Here is an 18694-nt window from a genome sequence, read left to right as displayed (position 1 = left end):
TTCCCCCGGCCGCCCCCGTCCCTGTGCGAGGGGGTCGAGCCATGGGGCGCGGCCGAGCGAAGGCCAAGCAGACCAAGGTGGCGCGGGAGCTCAAATACAGCTCTCACAACATCGACGTCGACGCCTTGCAACGCGAGCTGTCCGGCGGCGAGTCCGCTGGTGGTCGCCGAAGCGAAGAACGCTTCGACGACCCGTCGGACGACGAATACGACGACTACCGTCGCTGACAGACACAACACCCGCTGCTGAGGTTGGGCTGCCGGTTGTCCAGACCGGCAGCCCGACCTTTGCAGCGGCCCCTACTACGCCCTGGCGTACTGCCTCGGCGGGTTGACCTGCACCCCCAGCTCCTGAGCCGCGCGCTGCGGCCAGTACGGGTCGCGCAGGAACTCCCGGCCGAGCAGCACCAGGTCGGCCGAGCCATCGGCGAGGACCTGCTCGGCCTGCCGGGCGTCGGTGATCATGCCGACCGCCCCGGTGGGCACGTCGGCCTTCCGCCGCACGGCCTCGGCGAACGGCACCTGGTAGCCGGGTCCGATCGGGATGTCGGCCGTGGGCGTGTTGCCCCCGGTGGACACGTCGATCACGTCGGCACCCAGGGCCGCGAGGTCGCGTGCCAGCACGACGCTGTCCTCGCCGGTCCAGCCGCCCTCGACCCAGTCGGTGGCGGAGATGCGCACGAACACCGGCACCCCCGTGCCCACGGCTTCCCGGACGGCGGCGGTGACCTCGCGCACCAGCCGGGTGCGGTTCTCGAAGGAGCCGCCGTAGGCGTCGGTGCGGTGGTTGCCGAGCGGCGACAGGAACTCGTGCAGGAGGTAGCCGTGGGCCGCGTGCACCTCGACCACCCGGAAGCCGGCCGCCAGCGCGCGCTTCGCCGCGGCGGCGAAGTCGGCGACCACCCGGGCGATGCCGTCGGCGTCCAGCTCGGCCGGCGTGCGGTAGCTGTCGTGGAACGGCACGGCGCTGGGCGCGACGGGCGTCCACCCGCCGTCGGCGTCGGCGACCCCGCCGCGGCGCTCCGCGAACGGGGCGTAGGTCGACCCCTTGCGCCCGGCGTGGGCGAGCTGGACCCCGGCGACGGAGCCCTGCTCGTGGATGAAGTCGACGACCCGCCGCCACGACTCGACGTGCGCGTCGTCCCACAGGCCCGTGTCCTCGGGCGAGATGCGGCCGACCGCCTGGACCGCGGTCGCCTCGGTGAACACCAGGCCCGCGCCGCCGACGGCACGCGAGCCGAGGTGGACCAGGTGCCACTCGTTCGGGTGGCCGTCCTGGGCGGAGTACTGGCACATGGGGCTGACCGCGATGCGGTTGGGCAGCGTGACGGCGCGGACGGTCAGCGGGCTGAAGAGCAAGCTCACGTGCGGCTCCTGGGTACGTTCCGGTATGGCAACGGCCTCTCGGCGCGTCACCTGGTCCAAGGTCGCCGCGACGGCCCCTTGTTCCCCGGTGTGGCGGCCGTCCCACCTCACGGGAGCTGCGCAATTCCATTCGATTCGGTATTGCGCGTGCATTCGCACGTGATCTTCAATGGGAGGTCGGTCGGCAAAACGCCGAACAAGAGGACACCAGTTACGCCCATTCGGGTGTACTGTCCGCAGCACGTTCGGGGAGACCATCACTTGCCGCCCGACGCAGGTCGGCCCATTGGAAGTTCCCGCCGGTCACGACAGTAACAGGATCCACATGCTGCCCATGCCGACCACGATGACACAGGATCCAGGGTGGCCCAGCAACAGCCTCCTGGGTCGCCTCCGAGACAACACCCGACAAGAGCTGTTGAACATCGGCACGGTCGTGCGGTACACGGCCGACCGCGAAGTCATCGAGCAGGACGCGAAGGACACTCATGTCCTTCTGCTGCTCGACGGCGTGGTCAAGGTGCAGACCACGGACGAGACCGGTGACACGGCGCTGCTCGCGATCCGGGTCGCGGGCGACCTGGTCGGCGAGATGGCCGCGCTGGACCAGAAACCGCGCTCGGCCACCGTCGTCACGTGCGGTGACGTGGTCGCGAAGCTGATCACCAGCGGTGAGCTGATGGGCTTCCTGCACCGGCGCAACGACGTGTTCGTCGAATTGATCGGGATGATCAACGACCGGCTGCGCTGGGCGAACCAGCGCCGGCGCGATTTCCTGTCCCACCCGGCCGCCGAACGGGTGGCCCGGGTGCTGGCCGAATTGGTGCAGACCTACGGCCGGGAAGAGGCCCACGGGTGGACGCTGGGAATTCCGCTGACGAAGGTGGAACTCGCCTCGATCGCCGGGATGAAGCCCCGAACGGCCGAGAAGGCGTTCTCCGATCTGCGAAAAGCGGGGGTGGTGGTGAGTCACCTGAGGCGTGACGTGCTGGTGCCGGATCTGGCCGGGCTGCGCAAATTCGCCGGCTTCTGACGCGAGACCGCACTTCTGCGGTATTCGCGCCGATGTCGTAGTCCACAGTGACTCTGCGCAGTCGTGTGCCCGCAGTGCGTCAACACCCTCCGTCGAAAGGCCTGGCCGATGAGCTTCCAGCGCAGCTTGCTGGTGTGTTGTGACCTGAAGAGCTACGGGTCGGCGGACGACCTGCTGCAACGCGAGCTCCAGGAGCTGCTGGTGCGCAGCCTGGACCGGGCGGGCGAGGAGGCCGGCCTGGACCGGGCGTCCTGGCGGCGGCAGGCCAAGGGCGACGAGGAGTGGGCGGTGCTGCCCGCCTCGACGCCGGAGGGCGACGTCGTGGACCGGTACGTGCGCGCGCTGGACGCGGAGCTGGCCAAGACCAACCGCTACCGGGTGCCGGAGGCCAAGCTCCGGATGCGGATGGCGATCCACTTCGGCACCACGGTCGAGGGCGCCAACGGCTACCCCGGTCAGGACGCCGTGCTGGTCAGCAGGCTGCTCAACAGCGAGCCGCCGCACGCGGCGCTGGAGCAGTCACCGGGCTCCGACCTCGTCGTGGTGCTGTCGGACACGCTGTTCACGTCGCTGGTCGCGGCCCGGTACACCACGCTGCGGCCGGAGGACTTCCGCCGCGTGGACGTGCGGGTGAAGGACTTCCGCGGCCACGGGTGGATGTGGCTGCCCAGCGGTGACGTGCACGCGCTGGTGCTGGACGACGGCACCGCCGAGCCGGGCCCGGCGGCCGAACCGGGCGTGGGCGTCACCGAGCCGGTGTCGCCGGTCGTCAACCCCGCCCCGGTCAACCAGCACGCGGTCGCCACCGGCGGGTCGACCGTGATCCAGGCCGGGCGCGACGCGCGCGTGTCCACCCAGAACGCCGACGTGATCCAGCACTTCGACCGCAACGACCAGCGGGGCTCGCACTTCGGCCCGGTCTACCGCCGGGACACCGACGAGAGGGCGTGAGATGCGCGAGGAACCGCTGAGACTCCTCGCCGGCGCCGCGGCGGGGGCGCTGGCGGCGGTCGCGGACACCGAGCAGTGGCCCGACCTGCGGACGCGGGTGGCCGCGGTCCTCGCGCCCGACCACGTCGACCTGGTCAGCGCCCGGTTGGACGAGGCGCGCCGCAGGCTGGTCGCCGTGCCGCGGGTGCGGCTGGAGCCGGCGCGGGCCGAGTTCACCACGGAGTGGCGCGGTTCGATCCACACCATGCTGTGGGAACGCCCCGAGGCCGCCGCTCCGCTGCGCGCCGTGCTGCACGACGTGAGCCCCGCCCTGCCGCGCGTGGTCGGGGACTTCGCGGCCGGTGCCACCGCGCGGCGGTGACGGACGACGCGGCCGGACCGCCGGCCGCCGTGGGCAACCACGTCAGCGGTGCCGTGAGCGGGCCCGTGGTGCAGGCGGGGCACATCGGGCACCTCCACCTGCGGCCGGACGCGCCCGTCGCGCTGGCCGGGCTGCCGCCGTCCGAGCCCGCGTTCACCGGGCGCGCCCGGGACCTGGCGACGCTGGCGCAGGCGTTGACCTCCCCGCGTCCGGTGCTGGTCACGGCGGTGGCCGGGGTCGCGGGCGTCGGCAAGACGACGCTCGCCGTGCGGGCCGCGAGCCGGTTCGCGGGCGGCGTGCTGTTCATCGACCTGCGCGGCTACTCGGCCAACCCGGTCCAGCCCGCCGAGGCGCTGTCGGTGTTCCTGCACGCGCTGGGCGTTCCGGGCGAGCACGTGCCACCGGACGCGGCGGCCCGCGCCAACCTCTACCGGTCCGTGCTGGCGGGCCGCGCCGAGCCGGTGCTGGTGCTCGCGGACAACGCCTCGTCCGCCGACCAGGTCCGCCCGCTGCTGCCCGGCGGCGGCGCGCACCGGGTGCTGATCACCAGCCGCGAGGTGCTGGGCGAGCTGAGCGCGCACCAGGTCCGGGTGGACGTGCTGCCGCCCGCCGAGGCGGAGGAGCTGATCAGGGCCGCCGTCCGCACCCGCAACCCCGACCGCGTCCTGGACGGCCCGGTGGCCGAGCTGGCCCGGCTGTGCGGGCACCTGCCGCTGGCGCTGGGCATCGTGGCGGCGCTGCTGGCCGAGGACGCCGACCTGTCCGTGCCCGACCTGGTCGGCCTGGTGGCCACCGCGACGAACCGCCTGGACGAGCTGGCGTACGCCGGGAACTACGCCGTGCGCGCCGCGTTCGAGCTGTCCTACCAGCGGCTGGGCGGCGCGGAGCGGCGGATGTTCCGGCTGCTGTCGCTCAACCCGGGCGCGCGGACGAGCGCCGAGGCGGCGGCCGCGCTGGTCGGTGAGCCGGTCGGCCGGGCGAAGCGCCTGCTGGCGGGCCTCAAGCGGGCGCACATGGTGGAACCGGTCGGTCCGGGCCGGGTCCGGTTCCACGACCTGCTGCGGATCTTCGCCGAGGAGTGCCTGGCCCGGGACGAACCCGACCCCCGAGCGGCGTTCGACCGCCTGCTGGACCACTACGTGACCGCCACCCGCCGGGCCACCCCGCGGTGGATCGAGGTGGAGCGCTCGAACCTCGTCGCGGCGGTGGAGCTGGCCGACGACGACCGCGCCGTCGACCTGGCCCTGGCGATCGGCCGGACGTTCGCGCCCCAGGAGAGGTGGGACGACTGGGAGTCCACCTACCGGGCGGCCGTCGCCGCCGCCCGCCGGCGGGAGCGGACGGCCGACGAGGGCACCCTGCTCAACCGGCTGGCCATGCTGGTGCTGGAACAGCGCCGCTTCACCGAGGCGCGCGAGCTGTGCGACCGGGCGATGGCCGCCCACCGGACCGTCGGCAACCGGCACGGGGTGGCCGTGACCTGGAACAACCTGGGCGACCTCGCGCTCGACCGGCACGACTTCGGCGAGGCCGAGCACCACTACACCGCCGCCGAGGCGTTGTTCCGCGAACTGGGCGACTCCCACTGGCAGGCGATCGTGCTCAACCACCTCGGCACGCTCCAGGCGTGGCGGCGGGACCTCGACGGTGCTCGGGACCTCTTCCGGCACGCCATGCTGCTCTACCGGTCGCTCGGCGAGGAGCGCGGTGGCGCGCGGGCGCTCACCAACCTGGGCAACGTCGCCCTGCAAACCGGTGACCTGGCCGAAGCGCGCTCGTCGTCGTTGCGGGCGCTGGCCACCTTCCGCGCCCTCGGTGACCGGTTGGGCGCGGCGAAGGTGCTGGTGAACCTCGGGATCGTGCACGAGCGCGCGCGGATGCCGGACAAGGCGCGCGAGTACTGGGCCGAGGCCCGGGACGTGTTCCGCGGGTTCGGTGACCTGGAGTCCGCGAGCCACGTCGAGCGGTGGCTCGCGGAACTCGACCGTCAAAGGTAGCGAATTTGTTTCGCTTTACCGGCGGCCACGTCGTCGTGGGCGGCGGTGATTTCCGGGCGGTGCGCCACGTCCGGCACGCCGACTTCCCACCACGCGCCCGCTTCGGTCCACGCGGACGGGTGAGTGCGGATCACGACCACGGCCGGGCGGTGCTCGGTCTTCGCGACTTCCCTCGCCCGCCGATAAGCGGCACGCAGGCCGCCGAGGTCGTCCACCGGGAACGTCGCGCACCCCATCGCGGCGGCGTGCGCGGCGAAGTCGGTGCGCGGCGGACGGGCGTGCGCCGTGCGGACGTCGTCGTAGAGGTTGTTGAACCCCGCGCCGCCGTTGCCGGTCTGGAGGCGGTGGATCACCGCGTAACCGTCGTTGTCGCACACGACCGCCACGAAACCGTGCCCGGCGAACGCCGCCGAGAACAGCTCCGAGTTCAACATCAGGTACGAGCCGTCGCCCAGCAGCGAGGTGACCACGCCGTCCGGTCGGGCGATCGCCGCGCCCCACGCGCCCGCCAGCTCGTAGCCCATGCAGGAGAAGCCGTACTCGACGTCCATGGTCGCCTCGCCGAGCGCCCGCCAACCGCCGATCAGCTCGCCGGGCAGGCCGCCGGACGCCGTCAGCACGTAGTCCTCCGGCGTCGACTCCTCGTTCACCACGCCCACGACCTGCGCGTACGTCGGCGTGCCCGCGGGGGTGCGCAGGCCGTCGACGTGCGCGTCCCACTTGCCGCGCTCCTCCGCCGCGCGGGCCGCCCAGTCCGCGTCGGCCCGCCAGTCGCCGAGTGCGTCGGTCAGCTCGCGGAGGCCTTCGTCGGCGTCGGCGACCAGCGCCAGGGCGCCGTGCTTCACGGCGTCGAACCGGGCCGTGTTGAGGGAGACGATCCGGACGTCCGGCGCGAAGACCGTCCACGACGCGGTGGTGAAGTCCTGCAGGCGGGTGCCGACGGCGAGGACCACGTCGGCCCGCGCGGCCAGGGCGTTGGCCGAGGCGGAACCGGTGATGCCCAGCGGGCCGGCGTGCAGCGGGTGGTCGTGCGGCACCTCCGTGCGGCCGGCCGTCGTCTCGGTGACGGGGACGGCGTGCTGCTCGGCGAAGCGGATCGCGCGGCCGGCGGCGCGCGAGTAGCGGACGCCGCCGCCCAGGACGAGCAGCGGTCTGCGCGCACCGCGCAGGGCGGTGGTGGCTTCGGCGAGGGCCCGGGTGTCGGGGCGGGGGCGTTGCGGGCGGTGGACGACCGGGGCGAACAGGGCGTCGGGGAAGTCGAACGACTCGGCCTGCACGTCCTGCGGCAGGGCCAGCACGACCGGGCCGCAGTCGGCCGGGTCGGTGAGTACGCGGGCCGCCTGCGGCAGGGTGTTGAGCAGCTGCTCCGGGCGCGTGACGCGGTCGAAGTAGCGGCTGACCGCGCGGAACGCGTCGTTCACCGTGGTCGACGGGTCGCCGAAGTGCTCGACCTGCTGCAGCACGGGGTCGGGCGCGCGGCTGGTGAACGTGTCGCCGGGGAGCAGCAGCAGGGGCAGGCGGTTGGCGTGGGCGACGCCGGCGGCGGTGACCATGTTCAACGCGCCCGGCCCGATGGACGAGGTGGCGACGCCGACCTGCCGGCGGTGGGTGGCCTTGGCGACGCCGACCGCGGCCAGCGCCATGCCCTGCTCGTTGTGGCCGCGCCAGACCGGGAGCGCCCGCCGGGACTCCTCCAGGGCGTTGCCGAGGGCGAGGACGTTGCCGTGGCCGAAGATCGCGAAGACGCCGGGGAACAGCGGTGCCTCGCGGCCGTCGGGCAGTTCGGTGCGCTGCGCGGTGAGCCAGCGGACCAGTGCCTGCGCGGTGGTGAGCCTCATCCCACCCGTCCTTCCGCGGTCGTGACGGGGCAGCGGGGGTCGAGGTCCTGGCTCGCCCAGGTGTCCCGGATCCAGGTGTGCGCGGGGTCGTCGCAGAACGCCATGGAGCGCTCGGGGTTCGGGCCGGCGAGGACGTTCAGGTAGTACATCGGGTAGCCGGGCGCCGCGACGCACGGGCCGTGGTAGCCGCGGGGGATGAGGAAGACGTCACCGTCGCGGACGAGCACGTCCTCGTCAACGTCGCCGTCGTCGGTGTAGGTGCGGTGGAAGCCGAAGCCCTCACGCGAAGGGGTGATCTTGTCGCGGCCGGCGATGCGGAAGTAGTAGATCTCCTCGTTGGCCACGTCGCAGGTCCGGTCGTGCTTGTGCGGCGGGTAGGAGGACCAGTTGCCGTCCGGGGTGATCAGCTCGCAGGCGATCAGCTTGTCGGCGTGGTCCCAGACGCCCGGCACGCCGAAGTTGGTGACCTGGCGGGTGGCGTTGCCCGCACCCCTGACCTCGACCGGGACGTCCTCGGCCGGGCCGTACCCTGGGTCGAGCCTGCGGTCGCACCGGGCCATCGGCAGCGCCACCTCGACACCGTCCTTCGTGGACAGGCGGACGGTGGCGTCCCGGGGGACGTAGGCGAAGTCGGAGACGCGGGTGAAGACGGAATCCCGGCCCCGCAGCACGAACCGCTCCCCGTCGACTTCCACCACGCAGCCACCGGAGAGGGGGAGCACGAACGCTTCGCAGTCGCCGGTCTCGAACGTGGTCACCCCACCGGGGTGCAGCAGGAGGACGCGCAACCCGGCGTGATCCCACCCGGCGACGTCGGGGGTGAGCTCGACGGCGTTCTCGCCGCGCGCCACCGTGCCCAGCGGTCGATGCCAGCTCATCCCCGCACACCACCCTCTCCGGCCGCCTGCCCCGTCGCGGACTCCCGCGCCGTGCGCAACACCCTCGCCGCCGCGTCGACGGCCGCCGCCACGTCACCGTCCGGCGGGTAGAGCAGCGCCCGCCCGACCACCAGCCCCCGCACGGTCGGGTGACGCAACGATCGCCCCCACGACTCCAAGTCTTCACTCAACCGGGCGGACGGCACCCCGCCGAGCACGAGCGCGGGCAACGTCGTCGCACCAAGCACCTCATCGGGTGACGGCGGCAGCTTCAACCAGGTGAACGCCGACGTCACCCCCAACCCCGCCGCGACACTCCCCGCCCGCGCCAACGCCGCGGCGTCCTTCTGCAGCACCAGTTCCCCGGCCGCGTCACGCGCGTAGGGCAGCGGCTCGACCATCGCCATCAGCCCGCGCTCGGCCAACGCCGACACCGCCGCCGCGCAGCTCTCCAACGTGGGCGCGGTGCCGGGATCGGAGTCGACCAGCCGCAACAACATCTTGCCGCCGTCCAACCCGCCGCCCGCGATCGACGTGGGGTCGTACGCCGTGAACCGGTCGTCGATCTCCCACTCCGCCCCCGCCAGCCCGCCGCGGTTCATCGAGCCGATGACGACCTTGTCGTGCAGGCCGTCCAGCAGCAGCAACTCCTCGATCACGTCCGGCGCGCCGAGCACCCCGTCCACGGCCGGGTTCGCCAGCGCGGTCAGCAGCCGGTCCAGCAGCGAGCGGCGGTCGGCCATGGCCAGCGGGTCGCCGCCGACGCCGAGCGCGCCGCGGGCCGGGTGGTCGGCCGCGACCAGGAACAGGGTGCCCCGGTCGGACAACACCTGCGTCCGCCGCCGTCGTGCCTGGTAGGCGCGGCGGATGGCGGCCGGGTCGGTGGCCCTGGTGTCCAGCAACCCCGTCCACTGCGCGTCGGTGATCACCGCGCACCTCCGGCTGCGGCCACCGCTGCGGCCATCCCTGCGGCCACCGTTGCGGCGGGTAATGGGCAGGAGGGGTGGTCGTCGGGCGCTCGGTGCGGTGTTCTCACAGGTGGGCCTCGATCTCCGGACCCGTCGGCATGGCGTCGGCGCAGGCCAGGCGGCCCGCGACCAGGGCGCCGGCGACGTTGGCGTAACGGGCGATCCGGTCCGGCGACCAGCCCGACAACAGCCCGTGCGCCAGTGCGCCGCCGAACGCGTCACCCGCACCCAGCCCGCAGACGACGTCCACCGGGTGCGGGGGGACGGTCCAGGAGTCGGTGGCCGTGGCGAAGAGGACGCCGTCGCCGCCCAGCTTCACCACGGCCAGCTCGACGCCGCGGGCCAGCAGGCGGGTGGCGGCTTCGGCGGGGTCCGGGGTGCCCACCGCCACCTCCACCTCCGCCCGGTTGCCCACGGCCACCGTCACGTGGTCCAGCATCCAGGCGATCTCGCGGCGCGCGGTGGTCGCGTCGGGCCAGAACATCGGCCGGTAGTCGAGGTCCAGGACGGTCCAGCGGCGGTGGGCGCGGTGTTCCAGGATCCGGCGTTGGGTTTCCCGGGCCGGTGAGGCCGAGACGCCCGTTCCGGTCACCCACAGCAGGGGGACGTCGGCCACCAGGTCCCACGGCACGTCCTCCGGCGTGAGGGACAGGTCGGGGGCGAGGGGCGCGCGGTAGAACAGCAGCGGTGGGTCCTCGGGCGGGTCCAGGGCGCAGAACACGACCGGGGTCTGGAGGTCGGGGGCGGTGCCGACGTGGGACGACGACACGCCGAACGACTCGAGCGCCGAGCGCACGTACGGGCCGAAGCCGTCCGGCCCGACCTTCGTCAGCACGGCGGCGGAACGGCCCAGTCGCGCCGCCGCCACGGCCACGTTCGTCGCCGTCCCCCCGAGCGACTTGGCGAACGTCCGCACCCGCGCCAGCGGCACGCCGCTCTGCTCCGGGTACAGGTCGACCCCGACCCGGCCGACGGTCAGCACGTCGACCGTCATCCGGCCACACCGCGCAGCTCGTGCGCCAACGCCTCCAGCTCCGCCCCGCCGGCCATCTGCCTGGTCAGCTCCTGCAGGTCGATCCCCGCCTTCTCGTACGACCCCAGCGCGCGTCCCCGCTTGAGCAGCAGGAACCGGTCGCCGACCGGGTAGGCGTGGTGCGGGTTGTGGGTGACCAGCACGACGCCGAGTCCTCGGTCCCGCGCCTGGGCCACGTACTTGAGCACCACCCCGGCCTGCTTGACGCCGAGCGCGGCGGTGGGCTCGTCCAGGATCAGCACCTTCGCCCCGAAGTGCACGGCACGGGCGATGGCGACGCACTGCCGCTCACCGCCGGACAGCGTGCCCACCGGCTGTTCGACGTCCCGCAGGTCGATGCCCATCTCGGCCAACGCCGTCCGCGTCACGTCCCGCGCCCGCCGCCGGTCGAGGAAGCCGAACCGGGTGGTCGGCTCGGACCCGAGGAAGAAGTTGCGCCACACGCTCATCAGCGGCACCACGGCCAGGTCCTGGTAGACGGTGGCGATGCCCCGGTCGAGCGCTTCGCGGGGCGACGTGAACCGCACCGGCGAGCCGTCGACCAGGAACTCGCCGGTGTCGTGCTGGTGGACCCCGGCCAGGATCTTGATCAACGTGGACTTGCCCGCGCCGTTGTCGCCCAGCACGCACGTCACCTCGCCCGCGTGCACCGCGGTCGACACGTCCCGCAGGGCGATCACGCTGCCGTGCGTCTTGCCGATCCCGCGCACCTCCAGCAGTGCCCGCCCACCACGTGGCCGCTTCATCGCCGCACCCTCTCCGCCCGCCGCCGCAGGGCGTTGTTGACGAGCACGGCGGCCAGCAGCATCACGCCGAGGAAGAGCTGGAACCAGTCCGAGTTCCAGTTGGCGTAGACGATGCCCTGCCGCGCCATGCCGAAGATCAGCGCGCCGATCGCCGCGCCGACGGCCGAGCCGAACCCGCCGGTCAGCAGGCACCCGCCGATCACGGCGGCGATGATGAACTGGAACTCCAGCCCGATGCCCTGGTTGGCCTGCACGCTGGTGAACCGCAGGATGTTGATCGAGCCGACGAGCCAGGCCGCGCCGGCCGTGGTCATGAACAGCAGCACCTTCGTGCGCACCACGGGCACGCCGACCGCCCTCGAGGACAGCGGCGACCCGCCGACGGCGAAGATCCAGTTGCCGAACCGGGTCCGCAGCAGCACCACCGCGGCGAGGATCGCGCACAGCACCCACCACACGATGGACACGTGGAACCCCGTGCCGCCGAGCGTGAACGTCGAGGCGAACACGAAGCCGGCCGACGAGTAGCCTTCCGCCGACCGCATGCCGGACACCTGCACGGTGCCGGTCACCAACCGCGTGACGCCGAGGTTCAAGCCCTGCAACGCCAGGAACGTCCCCAGCGTCACGATGAAGCTGGGCAGCCCGGTGCGCAGCACCAGCCAGCCGTTCAGCGCGCCGACCCCCAGGGCGAACGCCAGCGAGACCAGCAGCGCGAGCCACACGTTCCAGCCGAGGCGGGTCGCCAGGACCGCCGTGACCAGGGCGGTGGACGCGGTCATCACGCCGGCCGACAGGTCGAACTCGCCGCCGATCATGAGCAGCGCCACCGCGACCGCCATGATGCCGAGCGTGGACGCGTCGTCCAGCCACGTCGCCACCCCGCCCGCGCTGAGGAACCGCTCGGTCGCGACCGAGAAGAACGCGAAGACCAGCACCGCGCCGAGCAGCGCGCCGATCTCGGGTCGCAGCACCAGCCGGTCGAGCAGCCGGGCGGAGCCGACCCGTTCGTCCGCGGGTGCGGCCACAGGCGCTGATGTCACCGGCGTCCTCCTCAGCGGGTGCCGCGGGCGGCGTACTCGGCCACCTTGTCCACGTTGGACTCGTCGACGAACCCGGGTCCGGTGAGGACCGGCTTGCCGCCGCCGACGGTGTTGGCGTTGTCGCGGTAGAGCTTGAGCATCACGACCGGCAGGTAGCCCTGCTCGTACTGCTGCTGGTCGACGGCGAACAGCACGTCACCGGCCTTGATCGCGGCGGTGACGTCGGCGTTGAGGTCGAACGTGGCCACGGCCGCCTTCGCGGACGCGCCCTTGACCGCGCTCACGGACGACACGGCGACCTGCGGGTTCAGCGCGAGCACCGCGTCGACGGACGGGTCGGTCTGCAACGCGCCCTTGATGCGGGACTCGACGTCGGTCGGGTTGTTGATGTCGACCTGGAGGTTGGTGACCGTGCCGCCGAACCCGGCGCGCGCGCCGTCGCAGCGCTGGTTGAGGCCGACGTTGCCGGCTTCGTGGATGACGCACAGCAGCTTGGTCCGGCCGGTTTCGCGGAGCTTGCGCCCGGCCTGTTCGCCGGCGACGCTCTCCTCCTGGCCGACGTGCGCCAGCGCGCCGAACGCCGCGCTCTTGTCCGAGCCGGAGTTGATGGTGATGACCGGGATGCCGGCCTTGACCGCGTTCTCGATCGAGGTGCGCAGCGCGTCCGGATTGGCCATGGAGACGACGATGCCGCCGACCTCCTGCGACACGGCGTTGTCGATCAGCGTGGACTGCCGGCCGGGGTCGCCGTCGGAGTTGTAGTCGACCGTGACGCCGAGCTGCTCGCCCGCGTCGGTGGCCCCGTTCTTGACCACGTTCCAGAACGCGTCACCGGGGGTGCCGTGGGTGACGACGGCGACGCGCAGGTCACCGGTGGGCGCCGGGGCGGCGGTGGTGTCGCCGGTCGTGTCCTGCGCGCCCGGGCCGCTGCACGCGGCCAGCAGCGCGAGCCCGGTCAGGGCCAGGCCCGCTCGCAGGGCCGTTCGAGTGGACGTCACTGTCTCTCCTCGCTGGGTTCAGGCGGTGATCCGGGTGAGGTGCGCGAGGCTGCGCGCGGTGTCCCGCACCGGTGTGTCGAGCGGGCTGTCGGCGCCGAGCGCGGTGTCCTGCTCCAGGACGTACCAGCCGGTGTAGCCGGCGTCCCGGAGGAACGCCACCAGCGCCGCCACGTCCACGTCGCCGTCGCCGAGCGGCACGTACATGCGCTGCTGGACGGCGGCCGTGTAGCCGATGCGCCCTTCGCGGACGGTGGCCGCGATGTCGGCGCGCACGTCCTTCAGGTGGACGTGCCCGATCCGCGAGGGGTGGCGGCGGGCCAGGTCGACCGGGTCCGTGCCGCCGATGAGCAGGTGGCCGGTGTCCAGGCAGAGGTCGAGGTCGGAGTCGGCGAGGAACCGCTCGACCTCGGCGGCGCGCTCGACGTGCGTGCCGACGTGCGGGTGCAGCGCGGTGCGCAGGCCGTGGTCGGCGGCCCGGTCGCGGACGAGCAAGGCCGTGCCGACCAGGGTGCGCCACTCGTCGTCGGTGAGCGCGGGGCGCTCGTCGTAGCCGTCGAGGCCGGTGGCGGCGGCCAGCACGAGGACTTCCGCGCCCGCGGCGGCGAGGAGCGCGGCGACCCGGCCGGCCTCGTCCACGGTGGACCGCGCACCGGTGTGCAGCGGAACGGCCAGGAAGCCGCCGACGAGCGCGAGCCCGTGCTCGTCCAACAGGGACTTCAACGACGACGGTTCGGCGGGCAGGTAGTCGGGCGGACCGAGTTCGGTGGCCCGCAACCCGAGGGACGCCATCTCGGCCAGCACCGACGCCGGTTCGCGGACCTCGCCCCAGCCGGGTACCTCGCAGACACCCCACGAGATGGGCGCTCCGGCGATCTTCACGCGGCGACCTCCGTCCCGATCCGGACCGGCGCGCCCGAACGCCGCGACCGCTCGCACGCCTCGGCGAGCCGCAGGCTGACCAGGCTCTCCCGCGCGGGCGACGGGTTCGCCACCGCGCCCGCCACGACCTGCGTGAACACCGCCACCTCGGCGAGGTAGGCGCGGTGGAAGCGCTCGGGGAAGCCGGGATAGGCGTCGACCGCGGCCTTCGGGCCGTCGGGTTCCAGCGACGTCAGCGGCGTGCGCGGGTCCAGGCCCGCGGCCAGGGAGTCGCGGCTGCCCAGCACCTCGATGCGGTGGTCGTAGCCGAGCGGGTCGTGCCGACCACCCGCCAGCACGGCGTGCGCGCCGCCCGCGAACCTGAGCACCACCACGGCGTTGTCCACGTCGTCGGCGTCCGCGAACGCCCGGTCCACCAGCACGGACCCCGACGCGTACACCTCGACCACCGGTTCGCCGACCAGCCACGGCACCGCGTCCAGGTCGTGGATCAGCAGGTCGCGGAACAGGCCGCCGGACTGGGGCAGGTAGGAGGAGTCGGGTGGTCGGGCGTCGTTGCCGAGCGCGCGGACGAGGTAGACGTCGCCGACCTCCCCGGCGCGGACGCGCCGGTGCAGTTCGGACACCGCCGGGTCGAACCGGCGCTGGAAGCCGACCAGGACGTCCACGCCGGACGCCTCCACGTCGTCCACCAGTGCGCGCATCTCGTCCAGGTGGCTCGCGATCGGCTTCTCGCACAGCGTCGGCACGCCCGCCGCGATGGCCGCGCGCAGCAGCGCCGGGTGCGTGGTGGTGGGCGTGGCGAGCAGGACGCCGTCACTGGCGGTGAGCAGCGCGTCGAGGTCCGGCACGCTCCGGGTGCCGGGCAGCAGGGCCGACGCCTGCGCCGCGCGGCCGGGCACGGGGTCGAACAGGAGGACTTCGTCGACCTCGTCGAGGGCGGCCAGGTTGGTGGCGTGCATGGTGCCGATCCGACCCACTCCGGCTACTCCGATGCGCATGCCGCAGGTCTCCGTCCTGGTAGAGGCGCTCCGGCGTTAGAGCGCTCTATTTGTTGGAGCGCTCTTAGGCTGTAGCGTCCGTCACACGGGTGTCAAGGGCGCGTTTCTTTCCGGAGGAGAGGCACCGGTGGCCAGACCCACGATGGACGACGTCGCGGCCCGCGCCGGGGTGTCCCGCGCCCTGGTGTCGCTGGTCATGCGGGGGTCACCCAAGGTGAGCGACCAGCGGCGGGCGGCCGTGCTCGAGGCGGCCGAGGAACTGGGGTACTCGCCGCACGCGATGGCCCGTTCGTTGGCCAGCCGCACGTCCCACGTGCTCGGCGTGATGGTGTCCGACCTGCACAACGCGTTCTTCGCGGAGGTGGTGGACGGGCTCGACGCGGTCGCGGCCGAGCAGGGCTTCGACCTGATCCTCAACACCGGCGGCCGCAGCCCGGCGCGGGAGCGGCGGGCGTTGCGCAGCCTGCTGTCGTTCCGGCCGGCGGGCCTGGCGCTGCTCTCGCCCGTGGTGCCGTCGGCGGACATCGGCCGCGCGGCGGAGCAGACACCCGTGGTGCTGGTGGCGCGGTCGTCCCGACTGGCCACTGTGGACACGGTGAACGACGACGGCGAGCGCGGCATCAAGCTCGCCGTGGACCACCTGGTGTCGTTGGGGCACAAGCGGATCGCGCACCTCGACGGTGGCGGCGGCGCGCAGGCCGCGCCACGCCGGCGCGGGTACCTGGCCGCGATGGCGGCGCACGGCCTCACGCCCCGGGTGGTGGCCAGCGAGTACACCGACGCGGCCGGCGCGCGTGCCGTGCGCGGCATGTCGGCCGACATGCCGACCGCGATCGTCTCGTGCAACGACTTCAACGCCGTCGGCGCGATCTCGGCGTTGGAGGAGGCCGGGTTCCGCGTGCCGCGTGACGTGTCGGTGGTCGGTTACGACAACACGTCGCCGGCCGCCCTGCGGCACGTCTCGCTGACCACGATCGACCAGCCGCGCAACGAGTTCGGCCGGCTCGCCGCGGCGGCCCTGCTGCAACGGGTGCGCGGCGAGCGGGACGAGCCCGTGCGCCACCTGCTGCACCCGTCGCTGGTCGTCCGCTCGACCACGGCCCCGCCCGTCAGGTGAGCTTGAGGCCCGCCACGCCGAGCACGATCAGCGCCAGGCACGCCAACCGCGGCGGCGACGCGCTCTCGCCCGCGGTGATGCCCACCAGGACCACGCCCACCGCGCCGAGCCCGACCCACACCGCGTAGGCCGTGCCCACGGGCAGGTCGCGCATGGCGATCGCGAGCATCACGAAGCTCGCCGCCGCCGCGGCGATGCCGATCACCGTCGGCCACGGGCGGGTGAAACCGTCCGACCGGCCCAACGCCGTGGCCCACACGGCCTCCAACAACGCCGCGCCGAGCAGCAGCACCCAGGCCACGGCTACGCCACCGCGCCCGCGTCGACCACGAACGCCGCGCCCGTGACGTTGCGCCCGCCGTCGCCGACGAGGTGCGCGACCGTCGCGGCCACGTCCTCCGGGTCGCAGTACCGGCCGAGCGCGGTGAAGCGGCGCTCCTCGTCGGCGTCCGGCCCGCCTGCCGGGTTCATCCCGGTGTCGGTCGAGCCGGGGTGGACGAGGTTGACCGTGATGCCGCGCGGGCCGAGGTCGCGGGCCAGGGCCTTGGTCAGCCCGGTCAACGCCGACTTGCTCATCGCGTAGAGCGCCCAGCCCGGGTACGGCACCCGTTCGACCAGGCTGCTGCCGATGTTGACGATCCGGCCGCCCGCCACCATGTGCGGGACGACCGCTTGGGCCGGCACGAACGCCGCCCGTGCGTGGATCGCGAGGACCCGGTCGACCTCGTCGGCGGTGACGTCCTCGAACGGGCCGCACGGGGCGATGCCCGCGTTGTTGACCAGGACGTCCAGGCCGCCGAACGCGGCCGCGGCGCGGGCCGCGGCGTCACGCAGGGCGTCGACGTCGGTCGCCTCGGCCCGCACCGCGAGCGCGCGTACGCCCGTCGCGGTCATCTCCTCGACCACCGCTCCCGCGCGGTCGGCCGAGCGCGCGTACGTGATCGCGACGTTCACGCCGTCCCGTGCCGGCCGCTTGGCGATCGCCGCCCCGATACCCCGACTGCCGCCCGTCACGAGCGCGGACCTGCTTGTGCGCATGCGCTTCCCCCATTAAACGGAACTGGTTCCGCTTCAGCCTGAGCGGAACGAGTTCCGGTTGTCGAGGGGCGGGATAAGCTGCCGGCGTGACGCGGGAACGGGCCGACGCCGCCAAGAACCGGGCGAAGATCCTGGCCGCCGCCGACATCGTGGCCGAGCGCGGCATCGAAGGCCTCGCGATGGCCGAGGTGGCCGCCGCGTCCGGCGTCGGCGTCGGCACCCTGTACCGCCGCTTCGGCGACCGCTCCGGCCTGGCCCACGCGCTGATCGACGCCTCGGAGCGCGAGTTCCAGGCCGCCTTCCTCACCGGCCCGCCCCCGGTCGGCCCCGGCGCGCCACCCGCCGACCGCGTCCGCGCGTTCCTGCACGCCCTGGTCGACCGGACGCTCGCCCAGCTCGACCTGCTGCTGATGGCCGAGACCGCCGGCCCGCCGGCCCGCTTCGGCGGCGCCTACGACGCCCACCACCGCCACCTGACCGTGCTGATCGCCCGGGCCGCGCCGGACCTCGACGCCGCGTTCACCGCCGACGCCCTGCTCGCACCCCTGGCCGCGAACCTGGTCACGCACCGGGGTGTCGGGGCCGCCCGGCTCAAGCGCGGCCTCGACACCCTGGTGGACGGTCTGCTGCCGCGCTAGGCGTCGGCCTCCGGCCGTTCCGGCTCCGGTGCGGCCCCCGTCGGCGGGGCGCGGACGCCCGGTTCCGAGGTCGTCGGCGTGGCGCACGCCGGCGCGGGCGCCGTGCGGCTGGAGCACGACGGCACCGGGCGACCCGAGCGCCTCTACGCGTGGCTGGGCTGACCGGCCTTGCGCACGAGCAGGTAGCCCTGCGGTGTCTTCTCCCACTTCGGGTCGGCTGCCTCCCGCTCCACGCGGGTGTGCGGCTCGAAGCCCGCGTCGGCGAGCTGCCCGAGCAGCTTGTCCGGGTCGAGCCGGTAGGCGTCCGCCTCGATGTCGTGCCCGTAGGCGTGCTCGATCCGGCGGACCTCGTCCCCGACCTGGAACGCCAGGAGCAGCAGGCCGCCGGGCGCGAGGACGCGGTGGAACTCGGCGAACACCACCGGGTGCAGGTCCCACGGCACGTGGATCAGCGAGTACCAGGCGAGTGCGCCGCCGAGCGAGGCGTCCGGCAGGTCCAGGTCGAGCATCGAGCCGACCTCGAAGCCGATCCCCGGGTGGTCGCGGCGGGCGACGGCGACCATCTCCGGCGACAGGTCGACACCGAACACGTCCACGCCGAGGCCGCGCAGGTGGCCGGAGATCCGGCCGGGTCCGCAGCCGACGTCCGCGACCCGGCCGTCGACCAGCTCGGCGAACAGGCCGAGCACCGCCCGGTCCGCCGGGCTCTCGGCCAGGTGGTCGCGCAGGGCGTCGGCGTAGTCGTGGGCGACGGTGTCGTAAGCGGTGCGGGTCGTGGTCAGGAACTCGGGCTCGGTCACGACCCGGGACG

The 18694-nt window shown here is 73.4% G+C and carries 19 protein-coding genes and 1 pseudogene; 7 read left to right on the top strand and 13 right to left on the bottom strand.

Translation table 11 applies throughout. The annotated features are described in order from the left end of the window. Window positions 1–41: 41 nt before the first annotated feature. On the top strand, window positions 42–227 hold the full coding sequence (locus FHX81_RS22815) for a DUF3073 domain-containing protein (RefSeq protein ID WP_141980085.1): 186 nt from the start codon (window positions 42–44) through the stop codon (window positions 225–227). A 75-nt stretch (window positions 228–302) separates the two neighbouring features. Here FHX81_RS22815 and FHX81_RS22810 read toward each other — a convergent pair whose 3' ends face one another. Further along, window positions 303–1364 carry an NADH:flavin oxidoreductase/NADH oxidase gene (locus tag FHX81_RS22810; protein ID WP_141980084.1) on the bottom strand — a complete coding sequence of 354 codons (1062 nt, stop codon included), beginning with the start codon at window positions 1362–1364 and terminating at the stop codon, window positions 303–305. A 346-nt stretch (window positions 1365–1710) separates the two neighbouring features. On the opposite strand from FHX81_RS22810, the gene FHX81_RS22805 reads away from it, so the two are divergent. The 4 genes from FHX81_RS22805 (at window position 1711) to FHX81_RS22795 (ending at window position 5706) form a co-directional block, all read left to right on the top strand. Further along, window positions 1711–2397, top strand: coding sequence for a Crp/Fnr family transcriptional regulator (locus tag FHX81_RS22805; protein WP_246107934.1), 687 nt, complete (start codon window positions 1711–1713; stop codon window positions 2395–2397). Between the two features lie 108 nt (window positions 2398–2505). Then, window positions 2506–3348 (top strand): hypothetical protein, encoded by an 843-nt coding sequence (locus FHX81_RS22800; protein WP_141980083.1) that lies wholly within the window; start codon window positions 2506–2508, stop codon window positions 3346–3348. A gap of 1 nt (window position 3349) precedes the next feature. After that, window positions 3350–3709 (top strand): hypothetical protein, encoded by a 360-nt coding sequence (locus FHX81_RS40705; RefSeq protein ID WP_170232138.1) that lies wholly within the window; start codon window positions 3350–3352, stop codon window positions 3707–3709. Then, entirely contained in the window at window positions 3706–5706 is a 2001-nt protein-coding gene (locus FHX81_RS22795; protein WP_170232137.1) for an ATP-binding protein, read from the top strand. Before FHX81_RS40705 ends, FHX81_RS22795 begins: the two co-directional genes overlap by 4 nt. Here FHX81_RS22795 and iolD read toward each other — a convergent pair. The 9 genes and pseudogenes from iolD to FHX81_RS22750 form a co-directional block, all read right to left on the bottom strand. Continuing rightward, a complete protein-coding gene (gene iolD, locus FHX81_RS22790) occupies window positions 5697–7544 on the bottom strand; it encodes a 3D-(3,5/4)-trihydroxycyclohexane-1,2-dione acylhydrolase (decyclizing) (protein WP_141980081.1) in 1848 nt (615 codons plus the stop codon). The genes FHX81_RS22795 and iolD overlap by 10 nt on opposite strands. Then, on the bottom strand, window positions 7541–8422 hold the full coding sequence (gene iolB / locus FHX81_RS22785; RefSeq protein WP_141980080.1) for a 5-deoxy-glucuronate isomerase: 882 nt from the start codon (window positions 8420–8422) through the stop codon (window positions 7541–7543). Before iolB ends, iolD begins: the two co-directional genes overlap by 4 nt. After that, entirely contained in the window at window positions 8419–9351 is a 933-nt protein-coding gene (locus FHX81_RS22780; protein ID WP_141980079.1) for a Cgl0159 family (beta/alpha)8-fold protein, read from the bottom strand. The genes iolB and FHX81_RS22780 overlap by 4 nt, the downstream gene beginning before the upstream one ends. 103 nt (window positions 9352–9454) lie before the next feature. Continuing rightward, the gene (gene iolC / locus FHX81_RS22775) at window positions 9455–10384 is read right to left on the bottom strand and encodes a 5-dehydro-2-deoxygluconokinase (protein WP_141980078.1); all 930 of its coding nucleotides are present in this window, start codon (window positions 10382–10384) and stop codon (window positions 9455–9457) included. Then, window positions 10381–11169, bottom strand: a complete 789-nt coding sequence (locus FHX81_RS22770) for an ATP-binding cassette domain-containing protein (RefSeq protein ID WP_141980077.1) — start codon at window positions 11167–11169, stop codon at window positions 10381–10383. The genes iolC and FHX81_RS22770 overlap by 4 nt, the downstream gene beginning before the upstream one ends. Further along, window positions 11166–12212, bottom strand: coding sequence for an ABC transporter permease (locus FHX81_RS22765; protein WP_141980076.1), 1047 nt, complete (start codon window positions 12210–12212; stop codon window positions 11166–11168). The genes FHX81_RS22770 and FHX81_RS22765 overlap by 4 nt, the downstream gene beginning before the upstream one ends. An 11-nt stretch (window positions 12213–12223) precedes the next feature. Continuing rightward, window positions 12224–13210, bottom strand: coding sequence for a sugar ABC transporter substrate-binding protein (locus FHX81_RS22760; RefSeq protein WP_246107933.1), 987 nt, complete (start codon window positions 13208–13210; stop codon window positions 12224–12226). A gap of 18 nt (window positions 13211–13228) precedes the next feature. After that, window positions 13229–14089 carry a TIM barrel protein gene (locus FHX81_RS22755; RefSeq protein ID WP_246107932.1) on the bottom strand — a complete coding sequence of 287 codons (861 nt, stop codon included), beginning with the start codon at window positions 14087–14089 and terminating at the stop codon, window positions 13229–13231. Further along, window positions 14086–15102, bottom strand: a pseudogene (locus tag FHX81_RS22750) (Gfo/Idh/MocA family protein); the annotation flags it as partial. The gene FHX81_RS22755 and the pseudogene FHX81_RS22750, both read right to left, overlap by 4 nt. A 115-nt stretch (window positions 15103–15217) precedes the next feature. On the opposite strand from FHX81_RS22750, the gene FHX81_RS22745 reads away from it, so the two are divergent. Beyond that, the gene (locus FHX81_RS22745; protein WP_141980074.1) at window positions 15218–16207 is read left to right on the top strand and encodes a LacI family DNA-binding transcriptional regulator; all 990 of its coding nucleotides are present in this window, start codon (window positions 15218–15220) and stop codon (window positions 16205–16207) included. Here the strand turns inward: FHX81_RS22745 and FHX81_RS22740 are convergent. Both FHX81_RS22740 and FHX81_RS22735 read right to left on the bottom strand, forming a co-directional pair. Next, window positions 16200–16508 carry a DMT family transporter gene (locus tag FHX81_RS22740; protein WP_141980073.1) on the bottom strand — a complete coding sequence of 103 codons (309 nt, stop codon included), beginning with the start codon at window positions 16506–16508 and terminating at the stop codon, window positions 16200–16202. The two genes, FHX81_RS22745 and FHX81_RS22740, sit on opposite strands and share 8 nt — an antisense overlap. Window positions 16509–16510: 2 nt before the next feature. After that, complete coding sequence (locus FHX81_RS22735) at window positions 16511–17245, bottom strand: SDR family NAD(P)-dependent oxidoreductase (protein ID WP_141980072.1); 735 nt, start codon at window positions 17243–17245, stop codon at window positions 16511–16513. An 86-nt stretch (window positions 17246–17331) separates the two neighbouring features. Between FHX81_RS22735 and FHX81_RS22730 the strand changes: the two genes are divergently transcribed. Then, window positions 17332–17883 (top strand): TetR/AcrR family transcriptional regulator, encoded by a 552-nt coding sequence (locus FHX81_RS22730; RefSeq protein ID WP_141980071.1) that lies wholly within the window; start codon window positions 17332–17334, stop codon window positions 17881–17883. 143 nt (window positions 17884–18026) lie between these two features. Here the strand turns inward: FHX81_RS22730 and FHX81_RS22725 are convergent, their stop codons facing one another. Continuing rightward, on the bottom strand, window positions 18027–18683 hold the full coding sequence (locus FHX81_RS22725; RefSeq protein WP_141980070.1) for a class I SAM-dependent methyltransferase: 657 nt from the start codon (window positions 18681–18683) through the stop codon (window positions 18027–18029). Between the last annotated feature and the right edge of the window lie 11 nt (window positions 18684–18694).

The sequence above is a fragment of the Saccharothrix saharensis genome, from assembly GCF_006716745.1.
Taxonomy (GTDB): Bacteria; Actinomycetota; Actinomycetes; order Mycobacteriales; family Pseudonocardiaceae; genus Actinosynnema; species Actinosynnema saharense.
Note: the sequence above shows the minus strand (reverse complement) of the source record. Positions and strands in the feature narration are given on the sequence as shown.